At 74.3% G+C, this 24,195-nt stretch carries 16 protein-coding genes; 4 read left to right on the top strand and 12 right to left on the bottom strand.

What is annotated here, in order from left to right; translation table 11 throughout:
* Window positions 1-122 precede the first annotated feature (122 nt).
* The gene (locus tag AC07FV_RS28475) at window positions 123-1,418 is read right to left on the bottom strand and encodes a hypothetical protein (RefSeq protein WP_479090202.1); all 1,296 of its coding nucleotides are present in this window, start codon (window positions 1,416-1,418) and stop codon (window positions 123-125) included.
* A 210-nt stretch (window positions 1,419-1,628) separates the two neighbouring features.
* Between AC07FV_RS28475 and AC07FV_RS28470 the strand changes: the two genes are divergently transcribed.
* Window positions 1,629-2,486 (top strand): DUF4429 domain-containing protein, encoded by an 858-nt coding sequence (locus tag AC07FV_RS28470; RefSeq protein WP_479090201.1) that lies wholly within the window; start codon window positions 1,629-1,631, stop codon window positions 2,484-2,486.
* A gap of 59 nt (window positions 2,487-2,545) precedes the next feature.
* On the opposite strand, the gene AC07FV_RS28465 is transcribed toward AC07FV_RS28470, so the two are convergent.
* Window positions 2,546-3,349 (bottom strand): class II aldolase/adducin family protein, encoded by an 804-nt coding sequence (locus tag AC07FV_RS28465; protein ID WP_479090199.1) that lies wholly within the window; start codon window positions 3,347-3,349, stop codon window positions 2,546-2,548.
* Window positions 3,350-3,485: 136 nt separating this feature from the next.
* Between AC07FV_RS28465 and AC07FV_RS28460 the strand changes: the two genes are divergently transcribed.
* Window positions 3,486-3,968: a pyridoxamine 5'-phosphate oxidase family protein gene (locus AC07FV_RS28460; protein WP_479090198.1), complete on the top strand. Its 483-nt coding sequence runs from the start codon at window positions 3,486-3,488 to the stop codon at window positions 3,966-3,968.
* A gap of 6 nt (window positions 3,969-3,974) precedes the next feature.
* Here AC07FV_RS28460 and guaA read toward each other — a convergent pair whose 3' ends face one another.
* A complete protein-coding gene (gene guaA, locus AC07FV_RS28455; RefSeq protein ID WP_383641399.1) occupies window positions 3,975-5,555 on the bottom strand; it encodes a glutamine-hydrolyzing GMP synthase in 1,581 nt (526 codons plus the stop codon).
* 343 nt (window positions 5,556-5,898) lie between these two features.
* Here guaA and AC07FV_RS28450 point away from each other — a divergent pair, with 343 nt between their 5' ends.
* Together AC07FV_RS28450 and AC07FV_RS28445 are read left to right on the top strand one after the other, a co-directional pair.
* On the top strand, window positions 5,899-6,216 hold the full coding sequence (locus tag AC07FV_RS28450) for a chorismate mutase (protein ID WP_479090197.1): 318 nt from the start codon (window positions 5,899-5,901) through the stop codon (window positions 6,214-6,216).
* Between the two features lie 684 nt (window positions 6,217-6,900).
* Window positions 6,901-7,914: an LPXTG cell wall anchor domain-containing protein gene (locus AC07FV_RS28445; protein WP_479090195.1), complete on the top strand. Its 1,014-nt coding sequence runs from the start codon at window positions 6,901-6,903 to the stop codon at window positions 7,912-7,914.
* 77 nt (window positions 7,915-7,991) lie between these two features.
* On the opposite strand, the gene AC07FV_RS28440 is transcribed toward AC07FV_RS28445, so the two are convergent.
* The 9 genes from AC07FV_RS28440 to AC07FV_RS28400 all read right to left on the bottom strand — a co-directional run bounded on the left by AC07FV_RS28440 (window position 7,992) and on the right by AC07FV_RS28400 (window position 24,081).
* Entirely contained in the window at window positions 7,992-9,827 is a 1,836-nt protein-coding gene (locus AC07FV_RS28440) for a GMC oxidoreductase (RefSeq protein WP_479090194.1), read from the bottom strand.
* Between the two features lie 55 nt (window positions 9,828-9,882).
* Entirely contained in the window at window positions 9,883-11,496 is a 1,614-nt protein-coding gene (locus tag AC07FV_RS28435) for a succinic semialdehyde dehydrogenase (RefSeq protein WP_479090193.1), read from the bottom strand.
* A 122-nt stretch (window positions 11,497-11,618) separates the two neighbouring features.
* Window positions 11,619-12,374 carry a serine/threonine-protein kinase gene (locus AC07FV_RS28430; protein ID WP_479090191.1) on the bottom strand — a complete coding sequence of 252 codons (756 nt, stop codon included), beginning with the start codon at window positions 12,372-12,374 and terminating at the stop codon, window positions 11,619-11,621.
* Complete coding sequence (locus AC07FV_RS28425; protein WP_479090189.1) at window positions 12,374-14,131, bottom strand: serine/threonine-protein kinase; 1,758 nt, start codon at window positions 14,129-14,131, stop codon at window positions 12,374-12,376. The genes AC07FV_RS28430 and AC07FV_RS28425 overlap by 1 nt, the downstream gene beginning before the upstream one ends.
* An 81-nt stretch (window positions 14,132-14,212) precedes the next feature.
* Window positions 14,213-15,313 (bottom strand): serine/threonine-protein kinase, encoded by a 1,101-nt coding sequence (locus AC07FV_RS28420; protein ID WP_479090187.1) that lies wholly within the window; start codon window positions 15,311-15,313, stop codon window positions 14,213-14,215.
* A 109-nt stretch (window positions 15,314-15,422) separates the two neighbouring features.
* A complete protein-coding gene (locus tag AC07FV_RS28415; RefSeq protein ID WP_479090364.1) occupies window positions 15,423-17,210 on the bottom strand; it encodes a serine/threonine-protein kinase in 1,788 nt (595 codons plus the stop codon).
* A gap of 145 nt (window positions 17,211-17,355) precedes the next feature.
* Window positions 17,356-20,004: a protein kinase gene (locus AC07FV_RS28410; RefSeq protein WP_479090186.1), complete on the bottom strand. Its 2,649-nt coding sequence runs from the start codon at window positions 20,002-20,004 to the stop codon at window positions 17,356-17,358.
* Between the two features lie 153 nt (window positions 20,005-20,157).
* Complete coding sequence (locus AC07FV_RS28405; RefSeq protein ID WP_479090185.1) at window positions 20,158-22,203, bottom strand: serine/threonine-protein kinase; 2,046 nt, start codon at window positions 22,201-22,203, stop codon at window positions 20,158-20,160.
* Between the two features lie 171 nt (window positions 22,204-22,374).
* A complete protein-coding gene (locus tag AC07FV_RS28400) occupies window positions 22,375-24,081 on the bottom strand; it encodes a glycerol-3-phosphate dehydrogenase/oxidase (RefSeq protein ID WP_479090184.1) in 1,707 nt (568 codons plus the stop codon).
* Window positions 24,082-24,195 lie beyond the last annotated feature (114 nt).

The following is a 24,195-nucleotide window of genomic DNA, read 5'->3' as shown; positions in this document are numbered from 1 at the left end:
TCACCCGCGCGCCGAGACTCCGTCAACAGTTCATACGTACGACGCGGAAGCCGGGCTCAATCCTCCGCCGGCCGGGATCTTGCTGTCGGTTTCGACAGGCGGCCGACGCGGCGAGGGGGTGCTCAGTCGGTGACGTCGATCGCGTACCGGTCGGTCTCCACACCCGCGGCGGTGACCACCTGCACGTCGACCCGGCCCGGTTCGACGTCGGCGGGGACCGGGACGGTCAGCAGGTCGTCCGCGGGGTTGTTGAAGCCGCCGGTGACGGGGACGAGCGGCACGTGGACGTTGACCGCCCCGATGCGGACGACCATCCGGGAGAGGCGGTCCGCGCGCTGGGCGCCCGGGGGTACGAATCCGGCGCCGCGGATCTCGATGTCGTCACCGGTGCGGATCGGCGCGTCCAGGTCGCCGGCCTCCCGCGCCCGGACCACGGAGAGGATGACGGGCCGGCCGCCCTCCGCGTACTTGCCGGCCACATAGGTCGCCGCCGAGACCAGCACCACGACCGCAAGCCCCCAGGGCAGATCGGGCAGTTGCTCCGGGCGCCGGGCCAGCCGTACCGCCGCGAACACCAGGGCGACGGCGCTGATCACCACGTACTGGATGTCGGCGAAGGTCCCGCGTCCGGCGTCGTCCGTCAGCAGGTCGGCGGCGCGCGGCCGGTCCGCCCGTACCTTCTGCAGCCGCCGCCCCAGCACCCGCAGCCCGACCACCCGCCGTACCAGGACCGCGATCCCGCACACCACCGCGAGCACCGTCACCGCCCCGGCGCCGCGAGCCAGTTCCAGACCGGAGATCAGCGCGTCCCGCCGCTCGCCGTCCGAGGCCACGGCCAGCTGTCCGGCCAGCACCAGGACCGCGTACGCGACGAACAGCACCCAGACCGCGGCCACGGCCCGGGACGTGGACAGGCGGTTGTCCTCGCCGATGACCGGCGCCAGCGCACCGCCCCGCGCCCGGTGGAACCACGAGGCGGCACTCAGCGCGCCCGCCACGACCAGCGCGGCGGCGAGCCCGGCGGTGCGCGCCGCCGTCCATCCGGCACCGATCGCGGTGAGCGCCTGCACGAGGAGCAGCAGCACGACCGCGGCCCACGCGACGGCCGCGGTGCGCCGGCCGAGGCCCGCCAGCCATGCCTCTCCCTCGGCGCGGCCCCGTTCGGCGACGACCTCCGCGGACTGGGTCAGTTCCTCCGAGACCCACTGCCGGGAGGCGGAGGCCGAGTGGGCCACGGCGGCCGGCAGCCCCTGCCCGGCCGCGAACTCGTCCCGCCGCAGCAGGAACGCGGCCACCGCCCGGCGGTGCCCCTCGCGGGCCCCGTGGGGGCAGTCCCCGCAGGTGCAGCCGCCCCCGTGCGCCGCCTCGTACGCGCCTTTGTCCGAGCCGCTCCCGCGTCTCGCCTCCTGCACCGCCACGCCCGACGCCCGCCTTCCCGAACTCCCGCGAAACCCGGCAACGACCCCTGCGGTCGTGCCGCCGTCCCCGCGGCCGGACCCGCAAGTCCCGTGGGGCGCACGCGAATTGTGCCGCACATGGCGCTCCGCGCGCCCGGCGGCCCCGGTCCGCTCTGCTCAGGGCGAGTGACACGCGGACCGCCGTGTTGACCCGGCTGCGAGAATTCCGTTATGGCCGAGATCTTCCAGCGCGACGGGACCTGGGCGTTCGACGGCGGCACGGTTCGGATCACGCCGGGGCTGCACCGCTCGGTGTCGCCGTTCCGGCAGGCGTACGGAGAGATCCCGGTGCCGTTGGAGGCCGTCGCGGGCATCACGCTGGCCCCGGACCGCAGGCGAGGGTGTCTGCGTCTGCGGCTGCGCGAGGGCGCCGACCCCCTCCTGCGGGCCACCGGCGGCCGGCTGCCCGACGCGGCGAACCCCTACCGGCTGTGGGTGGAGGCCGACCGCGGCTCGGTCGCCGAGTACGTGGCCGAGGAGATCCGCCGCGCCCTCCTCCTCGACCAGGTCCCGAAGGGGCCCACCGAGGCCTATCTGCTGCCCGGACCGCCGGTGCCGGTCTCGGTGCGCTCCTCGGACGGCACGGTCTCCTTCGACGGGGCCCGGGTGCGGATCGACTGGGCCGACACCTCCGACCGGGTCAAGCGCGCCGCCGGCCCGCGGACCGTCGGCCTCGCTGATCTGGCCCGGGTGGAGTGGCTGCCCAACTCCGGTTCCGAGGGCGGCCTCCTGCGCTTCGTGACCTCGGGGGCGCCGTCCTCCCGGCTGCCTCCGCGGAAGGACCCGTACGCCCTGGACCTGTGGGGCAGTGCCCGCCGTGATCTGCTCACCGCGCTGATCGCCACCGCGGTCACGGCCCGGTTGCCGCATCCGTCGGCCGGGCCGCCCCGGGCCGCCGTACCGCGCCCGGCGGGCCCTCACGACGTCCTGCTGCGCCGGCTGCGCGAGCTGGGCGAGCTGCACCGCGGCGGCGTTCTGACGGACGAGGAGTTCGCGCGGACGAAGGCCGCCGTGCTCCGGTGCTTCTGAACCCGGCCCGTACCGGCCCGGGCCCCGGCCCAGGCCCGGACGACCGACCCCGGTGGCGCTCAGTCCAGCAGGTCCGGCTCGCTGCGGCTGATCTCCTGCCAAAGCGGCTGGTAGTTGATCCACGCGACCAGGTCCCCGCCGAGCTGCTCCCGCGTCGCCACCGCCTGCCGGTGGCCGATCAGCACCGGCCGGCCCGCCGCCCGGGCCGTCAGCTGCACCTGGCAGGACCGCTCCATGGACAGGAACCACCAGGCCGCCGCGTCCACCGAGCCGCCGACCGTCAGCAGCCCGTGGTTGCGCAGCACGAGCGCCTTGCCGGAACCCAGCACCTCCGCGATGCGCCGCCCCTCCTCGGCGTCGACGGTCACGCCGGAGTAGGTGTCGTACAGGGCGTGGTCCTCGTAGAAGGCGCAGCTCTCCTGGGTGAGGGGGTCGAGGAGTTCGCCGAGGGCCGCCAGGGCCCGCCCGTACACCGAGTGGCAGTGGGCGACCGCGACGACGTCCGGGCGGGCGGCGTGGACCCGGGAGTGCACGGTGAAGGCGGCCTGGTTCACGTGGTGGCGGCCCTCGATGACCTGCCCGTCGGAGTTGGCCAGCACCAGGTCGCCCACCGTGATGTGCCCGAACGGCATACCGAACGGGTTGACCCAGAAGCAGTCGCTGTACTCGGGGTCGCGGGCCGTGATGTGCCCCGACACCCCGTCCTCGAAGCCGTGCCGGCCGAAGAGCCGCAGCGCGCCCGCGAGACGCTCCTTGCGGTACCGGCGTTCCTCCTCGACCGAGTCGTGCATCGGCGGCATCGCGAACCGCAGTTTCTCGGTGGGCAGCGGCGGGGGCGGCGTGGCCCCGGGCGTCCCGTCCATGTGTCCTCTGTCCTTCGGCGCCGGACCGGCACTGGATGTGCCTTAGGGCCGGAAGTTACCGGCGGTGCGGCCGGGACGACAGACACGGGGGCCATACCCGACACGAGGTGTCCCCTTTCGGGACCACACTCACCCTATGACCCAGAACACGACGGCCTGGTCGTCCTTCGCGGGCGCCGAACCCGCGCTGGCGGCCACCGTGGAAGCCCGTTTCGGCGCCCACACCCACCACGTCCTCGCCACCCTGCGCAAGGACGGCTCGCCCCGCACCAGCGGGCTGGAGGTGCGTTTCCTGAGCGGCGACCTGTGGCTCGGCATGATGCCGGGCTCGCTGAAGGCGCTCGACCTGCGGCGCGACCCGCGGTTCGCGTTGCAGGCGAACCCGGGGGACGGCACCGGCATGGGAGGCGGGGACGTGCGGATCGCGGGACGGGCGGTCGAGGTCGAGGACCCCGCGGTCCGGGCGGGGTACGTGAAAGAGGTGGAACCGCCGGAGCCGTTCCACCTCTTCCGTACCGAGCTGACGGAGGTCGTGCGGACCTACGTGGAGGACGACGCGTATCTGGTCGTCCAGGTCTGGCAGCCCGGGAAACCCCTGCGCACCCTCAGGCGCGCCTAGGAGGGGTCACTCCCACTCGATGGTCCCCGGCGGCTTCGACGTCACGTCGAGGACGACCCGGTTGACGTCCTTGACCTCGTTGGTGATCCGGGTGGAGATCTTGGACAGCACGTCGTACGGCAGCCGGGACCAGTCGGCCGTCATCGCGTCCTCGGAGGAGACCGGGCGCAGCACGATCGGGTGGCCGTAGGTGCGGCCGTCGCCCTGGACGCCGACCGAGCGGACGTCGGCGAGGAGCACCACGGGGCACTGCCAGATCTCGCGGTCGAGGCCGGCCGCGGTCAGCTCCTCGCGGGCGATGGCGTCGGCCGCCCGGAGCAGGTCGAGCCGCTCCTCGGTGACCTCGCCGACGATGCGGATGCCCAGACCCGGGCCCGGGAACGGCTGGCGCTGGACGATCTCCTCGGGCAGGCCCAGTTCCTGGCCGACCATCCGGACCTCGTCCTTGAACAGCTTGCGCAGCGGCTCGACCAGCTCGAACTCGATGTCGTCCGGGAGCCCGCCCACGTTGTGGTGGGACTTGATGTTGGCGGTGCCGGTGCCTCCGCCGGACTCGACGACGTCCGGGTAGAGGGTGCCCTGCACGAGGAAGGCGACCTCGGGGCCGTCCTCCCGCATGATCTCCAGCTGGGCCTGCTCGAAGACGCGGATGAACTCGCGACCGATGATCTTCCGCTTCTCCTCGGGGTCGGAGACCCCGGCGAGCGCCTTGAGGAACCGCTCCTGGGCGTCCACGACCTTCAGCTGCACGCCGGTCGCGGCGACGAAGTCCTTCTCGACCTGCTCGGTCTCGCCCTGGCGCATCAGGCCGTGGTCGACGTAGACACAGGTCAGCTGGGAGCCGATGGCCTTCTGGACGAGGGCGGCGGCGACCGCGGAGTCCACGCCGCCGGACAGGCCGCAGATGGCGCGCTTGTCGCCGACCTGCTCGCGGATGGCGGCGACCTGCTCCTCGATGACGTTGCCCGTGGTCCAGTCCGGGCGCAGGCCCGCGCCCCGGTACAGGAAGTGCTCCAGCACCTGCTGCCCGTGCGTGGAGTGCATCACCTCGGGGTGGTACTGGACGCCGTAGAGCTTCTTCTCGTCGTTCTCGAAGGCGGCGACCGGGACGACGCTCGTCGAGCCGGTGACGGTGAAGCCCTCGGGGGCGGCGGAGCAGGCGTCGCCGTGCGACATCCACACGGCCTGCTCGGCGGGGGTGCCCTCGAAGAGGGTGGAGGACGGCTTGGAGACCGACAGGTCGGTGCGGCCGTACTCGCGGGCGCCGGAGTTGTCGACGGTGCCGCCGAGGGTCTGTGCCATCAGCTGGAAGCCGTAGCACATGCCGAAGACGGGGACACCGGCCTCGAACAGGGCGCGGTCGATGGTGGGGGCGCCCGGCTCGTACACCGACGAGGGGCCGCCGGAGAGGACGATGGCCGCCGGGTTCTTGGCGAGCATCTCCTCGACCGGCATGGAGCTCGGCACGATCTCGCTGTAGACCCGCGCCTCGCGGACACGACGGGCGATGAGCTGGGCGTACTGCGCGCCGAAGTCGACGACCAGGACGGTGTCGGGGGCGGCGGCAGCGGGAGTCGCTGATGACACGGGGTGCCTTCCGGCGGTCGGGCGGGGGTCTTGTACTGCCGATTCTACCGAGGCGGGCAGGTGGCCCGTCCCGCCCGCGGTCCCGGGGCTCGACCGCGCCCGCCGCGTCTCACCATCCGAACCGGCTTGGACACCGTCCGTCGCCGGGGCATACTGGGCGCATGCTCACGCACCAGACCTTCCTGTTTACCTATGGCAACCGGCCCACCGGCTGCCATGGTCGTGCTGCTTGAGCAACTGACAAGCGACTTCCCAGGCGCCCCGGGCCGACAAGGCCCGGGGCGTCTGGCGTCCGGGGCCGGTCGGCCGGGGGCACCGCCCCCTTCGGCGAGGAGACCCCGACATGACCGTCACCGCAGCGGACGCCACCGCGACAGCCCTGACCGCGGCCGAGAGGACCGGCGCCCGCACCAGCGAGGCCGCCGGTGTGATCACCGGTGCCCGGGAGCGCATCGACGCCCTGGACGACCGGATCATCGGGCTGATCCAGGAGCGGATGGCCGTGTCCGCCGTCATTCAGGAGGCGCGGATCACCTCCGGCGGCCGGCGGGTGAACCTCTCCCGCGAGATGGAGGTCCTCGACCACTACCGGGAGGCGCTGGGCAAGCCGGGTACGGCGCTGGCGATGACGATGCTGGAGCTGTGCCGCGGGCGCGTCTGAGACCCGCACGCGTCCGAGCGTCGCATCGGCGTTCGGAGACCGGCTCACCCGTACGGCGCGTGACCGGGGCGCCGACGGCTTCGTTGGTACCGGTGTCCGTGTCATCCAGGGGCGGGCCCGAAAGAACCACGCGTGGCTCGCTGGAGCGATGAGACGTACGGATCGTGCCGCACGTCGTGGGACCTCGCTCCAGGGAAGTGACCGGACGGCAGGGGACAGCAGCCCGGTCACCCAGAGAACGGTCGGCTCCGGGGACGCCCGGAGCCGGCCGACGGAACAGGTCCGCGCCCGAGTCCCCCGCGCGACCCACTCGATCGCACTGCCTCCGAGGCAAGCGGCGCAACCCCCCGGCGCCGCTCCCCAGGCACCGGCGCTGCCCTGACGCCGGTGCTGGCTGAGGAAGGGCCCCGTGGCACCAGCCCGCGGGGCCCTTCGCCATGCCGCCCGCCGGTCGTTCGCCCGCCTGTCGGCCGCCCCCCGGTCGGCTGCCCCAGGTCGGCCGCCCCCGATCATGGGTGACGCACGTTACATAAGAGTTCTGTGAGTGCCGGACAACCATTCACAGCTTTCACAGATCAAACAGGCCGCACAGACGAACCACGGGCCACACCCGCGCCCCACACGCGGAGGCCTCCCGACCCTCCCGTGCCGCACCTGCGGCACGCCGGACACCTCGAGGTCTTCATGAAGCTCCGTCGCGCCATGGCAGCCGCGGCCGTCACCGCGGTGATAGCCCCGGTGGCGCTGCTCGCGGCACCGGCCGCCCACGCGACCGGCGACACGCCGTCGTCCCCGCCCGCGAGCAGTACCGAGAGCACGCCCACGACCGGCGCTCCGTCCCCCGGCACGTCGCAGAGCGAGACCGCTCCCGCGCCGGGCGACACGACGAGCGGTTCCCCGAGCACCTCCCCGAGCACGACGGCGCCCGAGACCACGGCGCCGGAGACCACGGCGCCCGGCACCTCGTCGCCGCCCGCCTCGCCGTCCCCGAGCACCTCGGCGCCCGAGGAGACGGAGACCCCCGACCCCGAGCCGTCCGTGTGCGAGGACAGCAAGGTCGATGTCGCCATGAGCGGTCTGCCCGGCAGCATCGCGGTGGGCAGCGGCTGGCACGAGTTCTCGCTGACCGTGGCGAACAACTCCGACTCCACCCTGCGGGACCTCGACTACCTGGCCGGTGCCTCCGCCGACCTGGACGGCCTGGAGCTGTTCGAGAGCAGGAAGGTCAGCCTCCAGGCGTGGAACCCGGAGGACGAGGGCTGGGAGGAGCTCGACGAGTTCGGGTACGCGGTCGGCTACATCGGGTACACCGACGAGCTGGCGCCCGGCTACGAGGTCGACATCCCGATGCGGATCAACGTGCGCGCCGACGCCCCGGTCGGCGCCGGCTTCACGCTGGGCGCGACGATCTACGGGGACGCGGACGGCGAGTGCACCGGCTTCGGTGACGTCGCCTACGAGTTCCGGATCGTGGCCGCCGGCACGGACACCGGGGGCACCGAGCCGCAGGAGGGCGGCAAGGCGCCGGTGGCCGCCGAGAAGCCGGCCGCCGGGACGCCCGAGGTCACCGGCGCGCTCGCCGAGACCGGCGCCGGCTCGGCGCTGCCGATGATCGGGCTGGTCGGCGGGCTCGCCCTCGTCGTCGGCGGTGGCGCGGTCTTCGCGGTGCGCCGCCGCAAGGCCGGTACCGAGGCGTAGCCGCCGGTACGGCACATCGGACGGGAAGGACCTGCGCTCGGAGGGGGGCGCAGGTCCTTTCGCCGTCCTGGCCCGCGCTACTCCTTCGGCTCCTTCGACTCCTTCGGCGGCACCGCCGGCATCCCCAGGAACGGCAGCCGCAGCGCGCCGAAGGCCTCCGCCGGGACCGCCGGGGCCTTGGGCTCGACGGGGGCCAGGCGCTCGTACGCCGTGCCCTGAGCCGGCCTCGGGTCGCTCTCGCCCTTGTTCGGCCAGTAGGACATCGCCCGCTCGGCCTGCGCCGTGATGGTCAGCGACGGGTTGACGCCCAGGTTCGCGGAGACCGCGGCGCCGTCCACGACCGAGATGCCGGGGTGGCCGTAGAGCCGGTGGTACGGGTCGATGACGCCGGTCTCGCGGGAGGCGCCGATCGGGCAGCCGCCGAGGAAGTGGGCGGTGAGCGGGGTGCCCATCAGCTCGCCGACGTTGGAGCCCGCGAAGCCGTTGATCTCGGCGGCGAGCGCGGAGGCGCCCTCCGTGGCCGCCTTGATCTGCTTGGGGTTGGGCGAGCCGTGCCCCTGGTGGGCGGTGAGCAGGCCCTTGCCGACGCCGCTCGGTTTCAGGTGCGTGGTCAGCGAGTTGTCCAGGGACTGCATGACCAGGCCGATGATGGTCCGCTCCGACCACTTGCGGTTGGAGAGCGAACGCAGCACCAGCACCGGGTGCTTGGCCGCGTGGCCCAGGAAGCCCAGGACACGGGCGGCGCCGGACGCGGTCTGCCCGGCGTAGGGGACCTGGAGGATGGACAGGCTGCCCATCGAGTTGGAGCCCCGGCCGTAGCGGACCGGCTCGATGTGGGTGTTGGCGTCCGGGTGGATCGAGGACGTGATGGCGACGCCGCGGGTGAAGTCGGCCCGGGGCTCGCCGGTGGCCCTGCGGTAGCGGCGGTCGTCGGTCTGGGCGCCGACCAGGGCCTCGGAGTTGGTGCGGGTGAGGTCGCCGAGCCGGTCGGACAGGTGCGGGAGCTGACCGCCTGCCTTCATGCGGTGCAGCAGCGTCTGGGTGCCGTAGGTGCCGGCGGCCACGACCACCCGGCGGGCCGTGAAGGTGCGGCCCGCCCCCTTCTTGCGGCGGTCGGTGGGCAGGGTGGCGAGGGCGAACCCGCCGCGCGAGTCCTCGGTGACCGAGAGGACGGTCGTCATCGGGTGCACCACCGCTCCGGCCCGCTCGGCGAGGTACAGGTAGTTCTCGTTGAGGGTGTTCTTCGCGCCGAGGCGGCAGCCGGTCATGCACGAGCCGCACTCGGTGCAGGCCTGCCGCTCGGGGCCGGCGCCGCCGAAGTAGGGGTCCGGTGTCCGCTCGCCGGGCTTCACCTTCGCCGTGCCGTCGGCGTCCTCGCCGTCGCCGAAGAAGACGCCGACCGGCGCCATGTGGAAGGTGTCGCCCACGCCCATCCGCTCGGCCGCCGCCTTCAGGTGGACGTCGGACGGGGTCATCGTCGGGTTCAGCCGGACCCCGAGCATGCGCCGGGCCTGGTCGTAGTACGGCGTCAGCTCCTCGTGCCAGTCGGTGATGCCGCGCCACTGGGGGTCCTCGAAGAAGGGCTTCGGCGGCACGTAGAGGGTGTTGGCGTAGTTCAGGGAGCCGCCACCCACTCCCGCGCCTGCCAGGACCATGACATTCCCGAGCAGGTGGATGCGCTGGATGCCGAACATGCCGAGCCGGGGGGCCCAGAGGTAGTTCTTCAGGTCCCAGGAGTTCTTCGGCAGCGAGTCGCGGGTGAAGCGGCGGCCGGCTTCCAGGACGCCGACGCGGTAGCCCTTCTCGGTGAGCCGGAGGGCGGACACGGAGCCACCGAACCCCGAGCCCACGACGACCACGTCGTAGTCGTACCCGTCGTCGTCCCGGGTCCGGACGGTCTTCTCCTGCGGCACGTGCTCTCCTCGTCGAGAACGGGGTGGACTGGGGGCGGCTCGGTGGGCCGGTGGTCTAGCGGAAGCGGAACGCCTTCATCAGGCGCAGGCTGCGGCTCATGAACGCCGCGTACTTCTCGTCGTCCATGCCCAGCGAGGGCGCCATCGGCAGCAGCCGCTGGTGGGCGACGGTCTGCGACTCGGTGTACTTGAGGATGCCCTCGGAGCCGTGCCGGCGGCCGAGGCCGGACTCCTTCATGCCGCCCATCGGCGACTGGACGCTGCCGTACGCCGAGGCGTAGCCCTCGTTGATGTTGACGGTGCCGGTGCGCAGCCGGGCGGCGACCTCGCGGCCGAGGCGGGCGTTCGTCGTCCAGACCGAGGAGTTCAGCCCGTACGGCGTGGCGTTGGCACGCTCGACGACCTCGTCCACGTCCGAGAAGCGGTACACGGAGACGACCGGGCCGAAGGTCTCCTCGGAGCACAGGGTCATGGTCTCCGTGACCCCGTCGAGGACGGTCGGCTCGTAGAAGTACGGGCCGATGTCGGGGCGGGCGACCCCGCCCGCGACGATGCGGGCACCCTTGGCGACGGCGTCCTCCACGTGCCGCTTGACGGTCTCCAGCTGGTGCCCGCTGACCAGCGAGCCCATGTCCGCGCCGTACGCCAGGGCGCTGCCCAGCCGCATCGCGCGGGCGCGGGCGGCGAAGCGGTCGAGGAAGGCGTCGGCGACCGACTCGTGGACGTAGAGCCGCTCGATGGAGACGCAGAGCTGGCCGGCGGAGGAGAAGCACGCGCGGACCGCGCCCGCGGCCGCCTTCTCTATATCGGCGTCGGCCAGGACCAGCATGGCGTTCTTGCCGCCCAGCTCCAGCGAGACGCCGACCAGGCGGTCCGCGGCGACGGTGGCGACCTCGCGGCCGGTGCGGGTGGAGCCGGTGAAGGAGACGTAGTCGCCGTGCTTGACGACCTCGGGTCCGATGACGGGACCGACGCCGATGACGGCCTGGAGGACGTCGGCGGGCAGCCCGGCCTCGATCAGGAGGTCGCGGGCCCACAGGGCGGTGAGGCAGGACTCGGTGTCGGGCTTCATCACGACGGCGTTGCCCGCGACGAGCGCCGGCAGGGCGTCGCCTACGGAGAGTTCGAGAGGGTAGTTCCAGGGCACGATCTGGCCGACGACCCCGCGCGGGTGGCGCAGCTCCGTGACCTTCGTCAGCGCCGGCACCGCGCCGGTGTGCCGCTTGGGCCGCAGGTACGCGGGGGCCTTGCGGCCGTAGTGCCGGGCGGCGACCGCGACGGCCTGGACCTCCTCGTGGGCGTGCAGGCGGGCCTTGCCGGTCTCCAGCTGGATCAGGTCGAGCACCTCGGCCTGGCGCTCCAGCACCAGGTCGTGGAAGCGCAGCAGGACGGCGGCGCGCTGCCGTACCGGGGTGCGGGCCCAGACGGCCTGGGCGGCGCGGGCCAGCTCGAAGGCGTGGGCCACGTCCTCGGGGGTCGACTCGGGCAGGTCGGCCAGCTTCTCGCCGGTGAACGGCGAGTGGTTGGCGGTGCGGCCGGAGCCGGCCACGCCCTTGGTGAGCTGGGCGACCAGCTCGGGTGTCACCACGTCGGCAGCGGTACGGGCGCCCGCGGGGGCGGGGGCCAGGGGGTTCGTGCCGGTGATTTCCGGGGCCTGCGCATCCGTCATGAGCCGCAGGGTATGCCGCCGCGCGAGCTTTGTGTACCCGTCGGTAATGGGGATTCACCGAGTGCTCACACACCGCCAGTGATCGCTGGCAACAAACGTGCTGATCAGGGAGTTGGGGGCGGCTACGCGGAAGGACCGGACCTGATCGCGTCCCGTCGGTCCGGCGCGGGCCGACGGGTGCCGGCCACCTCCCGCAGGTGCCGCTCGACCTCCTGCGCGTCCGGTCGCCCCGCCCCGTCCCCGTCCCCTGCCCGCAGCGCATCGATCAGCGGGCCGAGCGGTGCGGCGGGCACCCGGTCGCCGACGGCGGTGCGCAGCAGGTCGCCCAGCGAGCGGAGGTCCGCCTCCGGACCGGCGCCCCGGTGGGGGCCCTCGTCCGGTGCGCGGGCCGTGCCGAAGTCGGTGAGCACGACCCGGCCGTGCGGGCCGAGCAGGACCTTCGCGGGCCTGACCGCGCGGTGCACGATGCCGACGGCGTGCGCCGCCCGCAGGGAGCCGAGGACCGCGAGGCCGATGCGGGCCGCCTCCGGGGCCTCGACCGGACCGCGCCGCAGCACCTCGTGCAGGGACTCGCCGGGGACCCACTCCATGACGATCCAGGGCAGTCCGTCCAGCCCGGCCTCCTCCACGACGACGTCGTGGATGCGCACGGCCGCCGGGTGGTCGACGCGGGCGGCGGCCCGTGCCTCGCGATAGAGGCGGTGCGCGGCCCGGCGGTAGGCCTCGTCCTCCGGGTCGCCGGGGAGCCTCGGCCGTTTGACGGCGACCTCCCGTGCCGCGCGTTCGTCGAACGCCTGCCAGACGGTCCCCGAGGCGCCGGCACCGACGCGCCGCCGCAACCGGTACCGTTCGCCGACCAGACGGCCCTGGGCTTCCATCAGAGCTTGTCGACCTCCCAGTTGGCGACGACGGTCCGGGCGATGTCCCGTCCCTCGTCGGCGAAGTAGCCCTTGCGGGGGTAGTCGATCGAGACCTTGTACATGTCGCCGTTGCCCGCCCGGTAGTAGACGATGCGGAACTCGCGCTCGCGGGGGTTCTGCGTGTCCGCGGTCGTGTAGGCGATGGTGTTCTCGGCGGCCTTGCCGCCCTCGTACTCGGTGGCGACCGGTTCGCCCCGCGGGGCGGGGGTGTCGGCGAAGTTCCAGGAGTACTCGCCGTCCTTGAGCACGTCCCAGTCCGCCCAGGCGTTGGCGATCGCGGAGTCGGGGATCCGGTCCTCCGTGTCGTCGGCCTTGATGTCGCGGTCCACGTGGACGACGACCGCGCCGCTGGGGTCGGCGAACGACTCGTTGGTGCCGTCCCAGTCGTCGGCGTGCTTCTGCTTCACGAACGCGGTGGGCACCGCCACGCCCATGCCGAGCTTCGCGCCGAGTTCCTGCTTCTTCCAGCCCTCGGGCAGCGGCCCGGCGAAGGGGTCCGCGACCACGAGGTACGACGCCGCCGCGGCCAGGGCGACCGCGGCACCCAGGGTGATCCACGCGTTGCGGCCCAGCCGGACGCCCCACCGGGACACGGGCGCCGCGCCCGGCCCGTCGACCCGCACGACCTGGGTGGGAGCCGGGGCGGGCGGGTTCGCGGCGGCGTCCAGCAGGGCGCGGACCCGGGCGGCGTCGGGGCGGCGCGCGGGGTCCTTGTCCAGCAGGCCGGTGATCACCTCGGCCAGCGGTCCCCGCGCGGAGGCCGGTGGCGCCGGCGCGGCGTTGAGCACCGACTGGAGCGTGGCGGGGGTGTTGCTGCGGCGGAACGGCGAGACGCCCTCCGTCGCCGCGTACAGCACCACGCCCAGCGACCACAGGTCGCTCGCCGGGCCGGGGCGCTGGCCGAGCACCCGCTCCGGGGCGATGTACTCGGGGGAGCCGACGAAGCCGCCGGTGTCCGTCAGGTTGGTGTCGCCCTCGATCCGGGCGATGCCGAAGTCGGTGAGGACGACCCGGTCGTGCCGGCCGAGCAGCACGTTGTCCGGCTTCACGTCCCGGTGCAGGACGCCTGCCGCGTGCGCGGCCTCCAGCGCGCCGAGCACCTCCAGGCCGATCCGGGCCGCCTCGCGCGCGCCCAGCGTTCCCTCCTGCAGCGCGTCACCCAGCGAACGGCCCCGCACCAGCTCCATCACGATCCACGGCTGGTCGTCCACCACCGCCACGTCGTGCACGTTGACCACGGCGGGGTGGTCGAGCCGGGCCGCGGCGCGCGCCTCGCGACGCATCCGCTCGAAGGCGTTGTCCCGTTCGCGTTCGGGAAGATGATCGGGTACGCGGGGTTCCTTGACGGCGACTTCACGGTCCACCGTCTCGTCCTTCGCCCGCCACACGGTGCCCATGCCGCCGTGTCCGAGCTTGGCCATCAGCCGGTAGCGCCCCGCGATGAGCCGCCCGGCACCCGGCTCGCGTGCGTCCACGCCCGGCTCGTGCACGTCCACGCCCAACTCGTGCACGTCCACGCCCAACTCGCGCACGTCCACGCCCGGCTCGCGCACGTCCGTCGGCGCGGGCCCGGACGGGGGCCGCGGCGGTACGACCTGGGTGGGCGCCGCGTACGGATTGCCGGGATGCGGCACCGCGGCGGGCGGGTTCGGCGGTTGCAGCCCAAAACTCGTCGGCTCGTCCGAGCCCTTGCGCGGTCCCCCGTTGCTGCTCATGGCTCCATCCTTATCTCGCCCGGCGGGTCCGCATCCACCACCCGTGCGCCTCGGTCACAGACCCGTGACGCGTCGTGCCGCTTATCTCCCGTTTAGGTGCGGTGCGGCGGGCGCCCCGGCGCCGGGCGGCGACGCGGAGGAGGCCGTGGCGGTCCACGTCGGGCCCGTGGTCGGCGTCACGGGCGCCGAACTCGTGGGCGTACCGCCCCCGCCGCCGTCGGCGTCCGCCAGCAGCGCGGCCGCCGCGACGCCCGCGCCCGCCGCCACGACGACCAGCAGCACCGCCATGAGCACGCCCCGCGTCACCTGCCGGGGCCCGCCGGGCCGGGGCGGCGAGGGCGTGCGTCCGGTGGCCAGGAAGGCGCGCAGCATCCGCTCCGCCTCGGCCGCGTCCAGCCGCCGCTCGGGGTCACGCTCCAGCAGCCCCCGGACGACCGGCAGGATCGGCCCGGCCTGGGCGGGCGGCCGGATCTCGTCGGTGACCACCGCGTGCAGGACGCCGCCCAGCGAGTCCCGGTGGAAGGGCGAGGCGCCGCTGAGCACCGCGCAGAGCAGCACGCCCAGCGACCACAGGTCGGACTCCGGGCCGGTCCCGGCACCGGACATCCGCTCCGGCGCGGTGTACTCGGGGGACCCGACGAAGGAGCCGCTGTCGGTGAGCGTGGTGGCGCCCGCGACCTGGGCGACCCCGAAGTCGGTGAGGACCACCCGGCCGTCCTCGGCGAGCAGCACGTTGGACGGCTTCACGTCCCGGTGCAGGATGCCGGCGGCGTGCGCGGTGCCCAGGGCGTCCAGCAGGGCGACGCCGATCCGGGCGGCCTCGGTGGCGTCGACCGGACCGTGCCCGAGGACGCGGTCGGCGAGCGAGCCGCCGTCGACCAGCTCCATGACCATGTACGCGCGTTCGTCGTCCTCGACGACGTCGTGCACCACGATGACGTGCGGATGCCTCAGCTGCGCCACCGCTCGGGCCTCGCGCAGGGTCCGCTCCCGGCGCCGCCTGGCCTCCGCCGCGGAGAGGGTCTCGTCGAGCGGGAGCACCTTCACGGCGACCTCACGGGCGAGGAGTTGGTCGGTGGCCCGCCACACGATGCCCATGCCGCCGCGGCCGAGCCGTTCGTGGAGCCGGTAACGGCCCGCGATGACACGCCCGCCCGCCCCCTCGGTCACCATGCGTCCCATCATGCCCGACCGGACGCGGCGGCTCCGTGTCACCGGCCCACGGGTGGCCGACAACCGACGGGTGCCCGGGCGGCGTCGCGGCGGCCGCGGACGGTGTCCGCCGCGGGTCTCAGCCGGTCCGCTCCTGCCAGCTCTGGAGCACCGCCGTGAACTGCCGCCGGGTGACCGGCCAGTCGTCCGTGGGCCCCGACATGTTGAGGGCGTACTCGGCCCCGCTCCGGGACAGGTACGTGTGGACGACGCCGCTGCGCGGCCCGGGGAAGGGGGTGTCCTTCGCCAGCGCGGTCCAGGTGTACTCCCACCGGGCGCTGTCGCGGTCCCGGTAGGTGGTGCGCTCCAGGGTGACGCGCCGGTAGTCGACCAGCCGCTGGAGCTGCGCCTCCAGGTCGAGCTGGTGCGCGTAGGGGTCGTTGTAGTCGGGGGCGGTGTCGACGGAGACGCGGATGAAGTGCTCGCCGCCGTCGGGGGTGTAGTCGACCTGCCGGAGTTCGCCCTCGTCGTCGAAGGCCTCGCGCTTCCAGTCCTCGGGCAGGTAGAGGCTGAAACCCAACGGGTCGTCGCGCCGCACCCAGTCGGCCGGTACGGACCCGCCGGGGTCCTTCCCGGTGGCGGAGCCGGAGGGCGAGGGGGACGTCGAGGGGGTGGGCCGGGGCCCGGCCTGCGAGCCGCCCCCGTCGCGCTGTTGCAGGACGACGGCGGTGCCCGCGCCGATGAGCGCGGCGACGGCGAGGATCCCCACGACCATGCGCAGCCGACCGCGTCCGGGACCGCGGGCCCCGGTCGTGCCGGACGGTCCGGGCGGCGCGTACCCCGTTGCCGTGGGGCCCGTGGGGACGCTCCCCGCGGGCGGGACGCCCGGCGCGTGTCCCGGCACCGGGTGGCCGAAGGCCGTGGGACCGACGGCCGGGTGGCCGAAGGCCGTCGGGCCGGTCACCGGCGGGTACGGCGTCGCGCCGGCCGTCCCCGTCGCCGCCGGAGCACCCGGCGCCCCCTGGGGCCCCGGCGTCCCCTGGTGCAGCGTGTCGCCCTGCCGTGCCGGGCCCGTGTACTGGGTCGGCACGTACGCCTGGGCCGCGTCCGGCCGCCGTCCCTCCGCCGCCTGGGCGAGCATGTGCTCCGCCTCGGTCATGTCGGGCCGCGCGTCCGGGTTCTTGCGGAGCAGCGCGCTGATGACGGGCGCGAGCGGACCGGCGTACCGCGGCTCGGAGGCCTCCTCCTCGACGACCGCCTGCATGGTGGTGAGCGGCGAGGTCCGGCGGAACGGCGACCTGCCCTCCACCGCCGTGTACAGCGTCGCGCCGAGCGCCCACAGGTCGGAGGCCGGGCCGGGGTCGTGGCCCCGGACGCGCTCGGGCGCGAGGTAGTCGACCGAACCGACGACCTCGCCGGTCCGGGTGATCGTGCTGTCGCCCTCGATCTGGGCGATGCCGAAGTCGGTGAGCAGCACCCGTCCGTCGTCGGCGAGCAGCACGTTGCCGGGCTTGACGTCGCGGTGCAGCACGCCGGCGGTGTGCGCGGCGCGCAGTGCCCGGAGCACCCACAGGCCGACGCGGGCCGCCTCGCGCGGGTCGACCCGCTCCTCCTCCTTGACGGCGTCGGCCAGGGAGCGGCCCTCGACCAGCTCCATCACGATCCACGGCCGGCCGTCGTGTTCGAGTACGTCGTGCACGGTGACGACGGCCGAGTGGTTGATCCGCGCCGCCGCACGCGCCTCGCCCCGGGTACGCGCCAGGAGGATCGCCTGGTCGCTCTCCGAGACGTAGAGCGCGGCGGTCAACTCCTTGATGGCGACGGCCCGGTGCAGCACCTCGTCGTGGGCGCGCCACACCCGGCCCATGCCGCCGCTGCCGATGGTGTCGCCGAGCCGGTAACGGCCCGCCACGAGCCGGCCCTGCATCTGATTCACGTTGCCCCGCAATGCTCTTGTCAGGGTCAGACTAGGGACCGGGCCCTGTTCGGGGAACGGTTGGGGTGGTACGGAAACCGCTCTGTGACGGTTGTCGCTTTCCGCCCCGGAGGGCAACCATCGGGCCGGACCGCGGTCAGCCGGTGTACTGGTAGCTCGCCGACGCCTGTTCGAACACCCGGCTCACCTCGTCCCGCTCCGCCACCGGCCCGCGGACCTGCACCACGTGGTACCGGCCGTCGACGAGGATCGCGACGTTGCGCACGTACAGCTCGCCGTTCGCGCCGGTCCAGGTGAACTGCCCCTCCGCCATGGTCCGTCCGCCCACCTCGATGGTCTTCAGCCCACTGGAGGTCGCCCAGCTGGAGGCGCGGTAGGACGCCAACTCGGGTTCGCTGTCGCGCTGGTACGTCATCGGGTCGTCGCCGAACTCGCTGGTGCGGTCCCGGCCCGGCACGACGATCAGCTCGAGGCCGCCCTGGCCGTAGACGACCTGGCCGCTCCCGTTGCGCGGGGTGCGGGTCCAGCCCTCGGCGACGGCGACGCGGAACCCCTCCGGGTCCTTGCGCAGGGCGAACCCGTCGGCGACGTCGGGGTCCGTGGTCTGCGTCTCGGCGGAACCGGCGCCCGTCCCGGAGGGGCTGGGCCGGTCCTCCGGGGACGTCCGCTCCGGCCGGGGCTCGCCGCCGGCGTCGGGGGACCGCTCGGGCGGCGCCTGGCTCGCCTCGCCCGCGGCTCCCGTCCGGTCGGCGCCGCCGGTGCCGTTCGGGTCGTCCTTCGGCATGAGGAACATGGCGTAGGCGATCGCTCCGGCCAGGGCGAGCAGTATCAGCAGGAGCAGGGTCCGGCCGAGGCTGCGCGGGGAACGGTCCGTCTCCCGCCGGTCCCGCTTGTGCCGCCCGTGGTGTGCGGGCAGCCCGGCCCGCCGCCTGCGCACCAGCTCGCCCCGGCGGCGCACGATGGGCAGCCTGCTGGTCTCGGCGGGCGGGGCCGGGACGACGTGCAGTCCGGCCTCCGGCTCGGGGGCCGAGCGCACCAGCGAGCGCAGCCAGCCGCTCAGTTCCTCGAAGTCGATGCGCTCGGTGGGGTCCTGACGCAGCAGCGACTCCACGACCGGCCGCAGTGGTCCGCACTCCTCGGCGAAGGCCGGCGGCTCCGCGCACACGATCTGCACCAGCTCGGCGGTCGAGTCCTCCGGGTAGGGCGCGTGCCCCTGTACGGCGCGGAAGAGCAGGGCCCCCAGCGCCCACAGGTCGGTGGCGGGGCCGATGGGGGCGGCCAGTTGCCAGTTCTCGTGCACCGGCCCGGCCTGTTCCGGCGCCCAGCGCTCGGTCACCGGGCCGACCACGGCCATCCGGGTCTGCCGGGCCCGCTCGGCGGCGAGCGCGGTGGCCGGGCCGCGTGCGGCGGACGTCCGGGCGACCAGCTCGTCCCAGTGGCCGGCGGGTGCGGCGCCGGTCTCCTGCGGCGGACCGGCGGACAGGGCACGCCCGGCCGCCGGAGCGGGAACCGGACCGGGCACCACCTGGCCGGAAGATGCCGGACCGGAAGGTGCCGGACCGGAGGGGTGGTCGTCCGCGGTGCGGGGCGTGGCGCCGTGCCACGAGGTCGTGCGGACGCCGTAGGGGTCGGCGATCTGCCCGGGCGGGACGGTGTCGGGCGGGCTGCCGTGGCGGTCCTGCGCGGGCCGGCCGGGGTCGTCGTCGGGCGCGGGGCGGGCGCCGGGCAGGGCGGCACGGCCGGTCTGCGCCTCCTGGACGCGGGCCGCGGCCCTGGCCCCCGCGCGGTACGCGGCGATGGCCCCGGCGCGCGCGGCGCGGGCGTCACCGCCGGCTTCGAGCGCGGCGGGGGTGAGCCCGGCGGCGCCGCCGGGCGCCGCTCCGGGACCCGGCAGCCCACCGGCGCTCCTGGCCTCGATGGCGGCACGCCGGGCGGCCTCGGGGTCGTCGCCGCCGGGACCGAGCGTCCCGGACCGCACCCCCGCGGGGCCGGTGTGCCGAGGGCCGGCGCCGACGGGGCCGGGAAGGCCGGACCCCGCTCCCCCCGCGCCGGCACCGCCGCCGGACCCGAGGGCGCCGGCCGTCGGGCCGCCGCCCCGGCCGAAGGTGCCGTCGGGGGCGACCGGCGAGCCCCCGTCGTCCTCGCCCTCGCCCTCGGGAGCCGGCACCGGGTCGTACCCGCACAGCGCCTCCTCCGCCGCCCCGACCGCGAGGCCGGTCAGCATCACGCGTCCGTCGTCGCAGACGAGCACGGTGCGCGCGGTGATGTTGCGGTGCACCCAGCCGTAGGTGTGCAGCACCCGCAGCGCGAGGAGGATGTCGGAGGCCACCTCGGCCGCCCGGTACGGCGTCAGCGGCTCCTCGGCGAGGAGGGCGGCCAGCGGGCGCGCGGCCACCAGTTCGCTGACGATCCAGAGCGAACCGCCCTCGGCGAACACGTCGAAGACCTGGTCCAGGCGCGGGTGGTCCGGGACGGCGGCGGCGGCCTGCGCGGCCTCGACGGCACGGCGCACCACCGGGTCGGCGGGGCGCCGGGTGCCGCCCTGCGCGGAGTGCGCGCGCCGACCGGGGCGCCGGGCGCCGTCACGGGCCGTGAAGCCGTCGGGCAGGCCGTCGGCGTCGAGCACCTCCGCCTCGACGACCTCGGGCAACGGCACCTGACGAACCAGGACTTCCTGGCCGCTGTAGGTGTCGAAGGCCCGGGTCTCGGTCAGTTCGTACTCGTCGGAGGGCGGCAGGGGCAGCCGGTAGCGGTCGGCGAGCACCCGTCCCGCATAGTCGTCCACGTCGCCACCCCCGGCAGCCCGTCGGTCAATTCCGTTCGCCCGGCGGGCCGTTCCGGCTGCGTACGGTCCGCGAGCATTCACGATACGTGCCGGAGGCAACCCACAAAGAGGGGATGCCAGATATCGGACCGCTCAAACCCGGGCCGCGTCGCTTCAGGACTTGGGCTCGAAGGACTTCGTGAGGGTGCGCCAGGTGTCGCGGCGCAGGTCACTGTCCCAGTCGGCGGCCTTCGCGGTGTACATGAGCGCGTACCCCTGGCGGTCGCTGACGACGAAGCCCCGGTCCACGGTGCGGTACGCGGTACCGCCGTCCGAGTAGGTGAACTCCCAGTCGGCCGTGTTCCAGCCGCGGTAGTCCACCTTCTCTATGCGGATCTTCTTGTACTGGGAGCGGACCATGTACCGCTCCTGGTTCTCCCAGTCGGCGACCGGGTCGTCCTTGGGCGTGGACGTCCAGGCGACGAGCAGCTTCTGGCCCCGCGGGCCGGTGAACCGGTCCCCCGCGGCGTCCGTGGAGCGGTGCTTCCAGCCCTCGGGCAGTCCGAGGGAGTAGCCCTGGCCGCCCTGGTGGGTGGAGGCCGCGGCGGCGTCGTCGGACTTCCCGGCACCGCCCGACCCGGTACCGGTGTCGCCGGAGGCGCTCGGGCCGGTTTCCGGTGCGCCGCCCTCCGACGCCCCGTCGGAGGGGCCGTCCGACGCCCCGTCCGACGCGGAGCCGTCGGTGCGGGTCCCGCTCCCGTCGTCCTGCTTCGTGTCGTCGCTCGCCCCGGCGGAGGCGACCGGCTTGTCGCCGCCGCCCGCGGCCCCCTTGTCGTCGCCGCCGAGGGTGAGGGCCAGCACGGTGCCGAGCACGGCGAGCGCCACGATCACCGCGATGATCACCAGCGTCCGGCGCGGCACCACGTCGGTGAGCGGCGCCCTGGGCGCGGACCGGGCGGGCAGGTCCGGCGGCGGTACGACGGGCCAGCCGGAACTGCGGTTGCCCGCGGCGGCGTTCGGCGCGCCGGGGGCCGGGGCGGCTCCCGGTTCCGTCGCCGCCCGCGCACCGCGCGGGGCCTGCGCGGCCGTTCCGGCGGCACCCGCGGCGGAGGCCGCTCCGGCGGCCCCTCGCGCGTCCCGGTCCGAGTCGCCCGGCTTGCCGCGGGACGCGGCCGCCGCGCCGGCTCCACCGGCTCCGACCGCGGCCTTGCGCACGGAACGCAGCGCACCGCGCAACCGCTCCCCGGCCTCCTCGGCCCGCTTGCCCCCGGCACCCGCCGAGCCGCCCCGGCGGGTCCGCTCGTCCGGCTGCGCGGGCAGCGGTACGACCTTGGTGGCGTCGGCCGGCTCGGTGTCGGCCGCGCGGTCCGGCGCGTGGATGACCTTGTTGAGCATCGCGCGGGCGCCCGCGTCGTCGAGCCGCTGCTCGGGGTCCTTGGTGAGCAGGCCGTAGATGACGTCCCGCAGGGGCCCGGCGTTCTTGGGCTCCTCCAGGTTCTCCGTCATCACCGCGGTGAGCGTGGCGATCGCGGAGCCCTTGTCGTAGGGCGGGGTGCCCTCCACGGCCGCGTACAGCAGTCCGCCGAGCGACCACAGGTCGGCCGCGGGACCCGGCTTGTGGCCGCGGGCGCGCTCGGGGGAGATGTAGGAGGGGGCGCCGACGAGCATGCCGGTGGAGGTGATGGACGGGTCGCCCTCCACCTGGGCGATGCCGAAGTCGGTGAGGACGACCCGGCCGTCCTCGGAGATCAGTACGTTCGACGGCTTCACGTCGCGGTGCAGGATGCCCTCGCGATGGGCGGAGCGCAGCACGTCGAGGACCGCGAGGCCGACCTCCGCCGCGCGCTTCGGCTCCAGCAGACCGTCCTCACGGATGGCCTCGGCGAGCGACTTGCCCTCGACGAGTTCCATCACGATCCACGGCCGGTCGTCCTCCTCGACCACGTCGTAGACCGTCACGGCGCTGTTGTTGCGGATCCGCGCGATCGCCTTGGCCTCGCGCAGCGTGCGCGTGATCAGGCGCCGCTTCTCCTCCTCGTCGATGTTCCCGGGAAACCGCAGCTCCTTGACGGCGACCGTGCGTCCGAGGGTCTCGTCCTCGGCCCGCCACACCGTCCCCATGCCGCCGCGGCCGAGCACGTCTCCCAGCCGGTACCGCCCGGCGAGGAGACGTGCGCTCTTGTCCGTACGGGATGTCCCCGCCCGCTCCGCCTCCGACATGCGTCCCCTCATGCAACCCGCCCTGACAGAGCCTTCATTGTCTCTCACCCGACAAGTGCTCGACGCCCAGGGTGCCTCACGGCCCGCCCGGACGCCGGGGCGGGCGCCGTGACCGACTGACCGCACGTCACCCGGGCCCCACCGGCCCCTCCCGCCGGACCCCTCCGGGCGCTACCGGGGCACGATGTCCGGGGCCCCGAGCCGGGCCGCGTCGGCGGTGAGGTCGTCCGGCTGGCGCTGGGACTCCCGCTCGGCCTCGACCCGCTTCTCGTAGTGCTGGACCTCCCGTTCGACCTGCTCCTCGTCCCAGCCCAGGACCGGTGCCATCAGCTCGGCGGCCTCGCGGGCGCTGCGCGTGCCCCGGTCGAAGGTCTCGATGGAGATGCGGGTGCGCCGGGTGAGCACGTCGTCGAGGTGGCGCGCGCCCTCGTGCGAGGCTGCGTAGACGACCTCGGCGCGCAGGTAGTCGTCGGCGGCGTGCAGCGGTGCGCCGAGGGAGGGGTCGGCGGCGACGAGTTCCAGCACCTCCTCGGCCAACGCCCCGTACCGGTTCAGCAGGTGTTCCACCCGTACGACGTGCAGGCCGGTGCGCGCGGCGACCCGCGCCCGCGCGTTCCACAGCGCCCGGTAGCCCTCGGCGCCGAGCAGCGGCGTGATCTCGGTGACGCAGTCGGCGACGCGCTGGTCGAGCCCGTGCACCGCGGCGTCCACGGCGTCCTTGGCCATCACCCGGTACGTCGTGTACTTGCCGCCCGCCACGACGACCAGGCCGGGCACCGGGTGCGCGACGGTGTGCTCGCGCGAGAGCTTGCTGGTGGCGTCCGACTCCCCCGCCAGCAGCGGGCGCAGCCCGGCGAAGACGCCCTCGACGTCGTCGCGGGTGAGCGGCACCGACAGCACCGAGTTGAGGTGCTCCAGCAGGTAGTCGATGTCCGCGCTGGAGGCGGCGGGGTGGGCCTTGTCCAGGTCCCAGTCGGTGTCCGTGGTGCCGATGATCCAGTGCCGGCCCCAGGGGATGACGAACAGCACGGACTTCTCGGTGCGCAGGATCAGCCCGGTGGTGGAGTGGATGCGGTCCTTCGGCACGACCAGGTGGATGCCCTTGGAGGCCCGGACGTGGAACCGGCCGCGCTCGCCCACCATGGACTGGGTGTCGTCGGTCCACACACCGGTCGCGTTCACGACCTGCTTGGCGCGGATCTCGTACTCCCCGCCCGCCTCGACGTCCTGCACGCGCGCGCCGACCACGCGCTCGCCCTCGCGCAGGAAGGAGGTGACCCGCGCGCGGTTGGCGACCTGGGCGCCGTACGCCGCCGCGGTGCGCACCAGCGTCGTCACGAACCGGGCGTCGTCCATCTGGGCGTCGTAGTACTGGAGCGCGCCGACCAGCGCGTCCTTCTTCAGGGCGGGCGCCACCCGCAGCGCGTGACGGCGGCTCAGGTGCCGGTGCGTGGGCAGGCCCCGGCCGTGGCCGCGAGCCATCGCCATGGCGTCGTAGAGCGCGACGCCCGAGCCGGCGTAGAGCCGCTCCCAGCCCTTGTGCTGGAGCGGGTACAGGAACGGCACCGGCTTCACCAGGTGCGGCGCGAGCCGCTCCAGCAGCAGACCGCGCTCCTTCAGCGCCTCCCGGACGAGCGTGAAGTCGAGCATCTCCAGATAGCGCAGGCCGCCGTGGATCAGCTTGCTGGACCTGCTGGAGGTGCCCGAGGCCCAGTCCCGCGCCTCGACCAGGCCGGTGGACAGGCCGCGCGTCACCGCGTCGAGCGCCGTGCCCGCACCGACCACGCCCGCGCCCACCACCAGCACGTCCAGCTCTCGCTCGGCCATGGCCGCGAGCGACTCGGCGCGCTGCGCCGGCCCCAGTGTCGCTGTCCTCACTGCTGCCTCCCGCTGTCGGTCGCGTCGGCCGCACCCGTCGGGGCGAAGCCCGGTTCCTGGTACCCACCATGCCCAGATTCTGACCGGCCTGCCCGACATCGGCCGCCGCACGGC

Source organism: Streptomyces sp. NPDC045956 (assembly GCF_056430705.1).
Note: the sequence above shows the minus strand (reverse complement) of the source record. Positions and strands in the feature narration are given on the sequence as shown.